This window comes from Streptomyces sp. UH6 (genome assembly GCF_013421635.1).
Classification (GTDB): Bacteria; Actinomycetota; Actinomycetes; order Streptomycetales; family Streptomycetaceae; genus Streptomyces; species Streptomyces abyssomicinicus.
Genome location: NZ_JACADT010000720.1, coordinates 1 through 2,912, shown reverse-complemented (window position 1 = coordinate 2,912; position 2,912 = coordinate 1). Strand labels below are relative to the sequence as shown.

General features: G+C 74.1%; 3 protein-coding genes. 2 read left to right on the top strand and 1 reads right to left on the bottom strand.

Annotated elements, in window-relative coordinates; translation table 11 throughout:
* Together HW445_RS32875 and HW445_RS24805 are read left to right on the top strand one after the other, a co-directional pair.
* Positions 1 to 209 (top strand): hypothetical protein (locus HW445_RS32875; protein ID WP_218957366.1); only part of this gene is annotated, 209 nt, incomplete at its 5' end.
* Positions 210 to 255: 46 nt separating this feature from the next.
* Entirely contained in the window at positions 256 to 906 is a 651-nt protein-coding gene (locus HW445_RS24805; RefSeq protein ID WP_257231272.1) for a bifunctional 2-polyprenyl-6-hydroxyphenol methylase/3-demethylubiquinol 3-O-methyltransferase UbiG, read from the top strand.
* A gap of 335 nt (positions 907 to 1,241) precedes the next feature.
* On the opposite strand, the gene HW445_RS24800 is transcribed toward HW445_RS24805, so the two are convergent.
* The coding region (locus HW445_RS24800) for a serine/threonine-protein kinase (RefSeq protein WP_180223158.1) at positions 1,242 to 2,912 on the bottom strand (1,671 nt) is incomplete at its 5' end.

Genomic DNA, 2,912 nt, shown 5'->3' with positions numbered 1-2,912 from the left:
GCACCGCGGCCCCCCGAACCGACTCCCGCACCGTTCCCGCCTCGACGCACACGGACCCGTCCGACCGGGCGGCCCCGACGCAACGGGAGACGGGCCGGCAGAAGGGCGCCGCACCCCGCGACAAAGCCCCGGGCCGCCCCCAGCACGCGGCCGACAACGCCGCGTCCGGCAAGCCCGCACACCCGCCGACGCGCCACGGTCACGGCTGAGCCACCGCCCTCACCGACTGTCGTACAGCTCCCGTAGCGTGTCGGCATGGTCATGAGCGGAGAGAGCCCCGACCCCGACACGGCCGATCGGCCGGGCGAACTCCCGGCGGTACAGCCCTACTACGCGCACCACGCGGGGTTGCTGGCCGAGAGATACGAGAGCGTGTCCTTCGAAGCCGTACACGGCGACGTCCTGGACCTGTTGCCGCCCCCTCCGGCCGGAGCGGCCGACATCGGGGCGGGCACCGGCAGGGACGCCGCGGCACTCGCCCGGCTCGGCTACGACGTCCTGGCAGTGGAGCCGGTGCCAGAACTGCGCCAGGTGGCACAGCGGTTGCACCCGAGTCCCGCTCTCTCCTGGACCGACGACTCCCTGCCCGAACTGCGCTCCCTCTCCGGCCCGTTGGACCTCATCCTGCTGTCGGCCGTGTGGATGCACCTGGCGCCGGCCGACCGTGGCCCGGCGATGAGGCGGCTGGCCGAACTCCTGGCTCCGTCCGGCGTCCTCGTGATCTCCCTGCGCCGAGGTGAGCCCCCGACCGACCGGGTGATGTGGGACGTGCCGGCCGAGGAGGTCGTGCGCCTCGGGGAGAGGGCAGGGCTGCACATCGCGCGGGTGGCCGAGAACGAGAAGGACAGCCTGGGCAGGGACGCCGTCCGGTGGCAGAGCGTCGTCCTGCGGCGGGAGGCGGAGTGAGCGCCCAGGAGTTCTACGCGAGGGACGCCTCTCCCCGCGCGTCGTGGCGCCTGGCGCGGTCCGGACCTCGACGCGCTGTGGAACCTCGCTCCGGCCCACGCGGCCTGCAACGGGACGAAGAGCGACCGCCTTCCCCTGCCGGCCGAGCTGGACCGCCTGGCGGCGCGCAACGAGGCGATCATGCATTCGCCCCACCCTCTCCGGCAGACCCTCCGGCGCCCCCTGGAGAGGGCCGGAGCGGCCTCCTGGCGTCACTTCCTGGCGGCCGTGCCTCCGAACTGACGCCATCCGGCGCCGTGGGCGACGTGGGCGACGTGGGCACGGGGAACCGGCTGCTAGGCGGCGTCCCGCCAGACGGTCATCTCACCCTTGAGGAAGGCGAGTTCAGGCATCGCGGTCGACTTCGTCTGGATCACCAGCAGTCCGATGTTCCCGGACGCGTCCTTGACGCAGATTTCCGTCCCGTTCGCGGCCCCGGCCAACAGGAGGGTGTGTGACGTCGCGCCGGCGAGCATGAACCGGCACGTGTCCAGCGAGCCGGTGCCGGGGTCGCCTGCGACCTGGAGGAACACGGCCGTGTCGCTCTTCAGCTCACAACCGGCCGACGCGCAGCCGAATCGGATCTCGCCCTTGCCGTTCTTCAGCTGTTTCTCCGGGTCGTCGAGGTTGGCCGAGTTCTCCGCGTCCACCCAGAACAAGGGGTACGGCGTGGCGACGGGCTTCGCGGGCGACGTCGGGGAGGTCCGGGAGCCCTCGGACGTACCGTTGCCGGTCCCCAGGGCAGCCGCGTCGTCGGTGCCGGCCGTGTCGTCCGCGTCGGCCGCGCCGTCCGTGTTGTCCGCGCCGTCCGCGCTGTCCGTGCCGGACGACGACCCCGACGCCCGTGCGGTCGGGTCCGTGGTGGACGCCGTGGAGTCCGCCGCGTTCAGGCGGCCGAAGGCCTCGGTGTTCATGATCCGCCAGCCCAGGGCCGTCACCAGCAGCGCCGTCCCCGCCACACCGACGGCCGAGATCAGCGCCCTGCGCCGTCTGTGGGCCTTCCGCTCCTCCGGCGTCAACGCGTTCCGGCCGTCCGGCGGCTGCGGGTAGCCGATCAAGGGCTGCGGCGCCACCAGCGTCGCCTCCGGCGCGGGCACGGGCACCGTCACCGGCACCGTCACCGGGGCCGCCACAGAACCCGGTGCCGGATCCGCCACAGGGTCCGGCACCGTGACGGCCGGCCCGGTGATCTCCCGCCACACGGCCGGAGCCCCGCTCGCGTCGGCGTCCGTCCCCAGCCGCTGCCGGCACCACTCCACGACCTCCGCCGGGGTGGGCCGCTCCACCGGGTCGGAGGCCAGGCACCGGGCCAGCAACGGCCGCAGCGGCTCGGGCAGCAGGGACAGGTCGGGCTCGGAGTGCACGATCCGGTAGAGGACGTTGAGCGCCGAGCCCTCCCCGTACAGCGGCCTGCCCAGCGCGGCGAACGCCGCCGTCTGCGCGAGCGCGAAGACATCGGTCGCCGCCGTGACCTCATCGCCGGTCGCCTGCTCCGGCGCCATGAAGGAGGGCGTGCCGATGGTGCCGCCGGTGGCCGTGTACGCCGTCGCGTCGGCCGCCAGCGCGATGCCGAAGTCGATCACCCGGGGCCCGTCGGCGGCCAGCAGCACGTTCGAGGGCTTGAGGTCCCGGTGCACGATGCCCGCCCCGTGGATGGCCTGCAGGGCCTCGGCCACCCCCGCCATCAGCCACAGCAGTGCCGGCACCGGCAGCGGCCCGCGCCGGGCGACCGCCTCCGTCAGGGACGGCCCGGGCACGTACAGCGTGGCCAGCCAGGGCGGCGTGCCGTCCGCGTCCCCGTCGATCAACTCCGCGGTGTACGCGCCGCGGACGCGCCGGGCCGCCTTGATCTCGCGGCCGAACCGCCGCCTGAAGTCCGGGTCGTCCGCCAGCTCCGGCCGCACGACCTTGACCGCCACCGGCCGTCCGCCCCGCGTGTGCGACAGGTACACCACGCCCATGCCGCC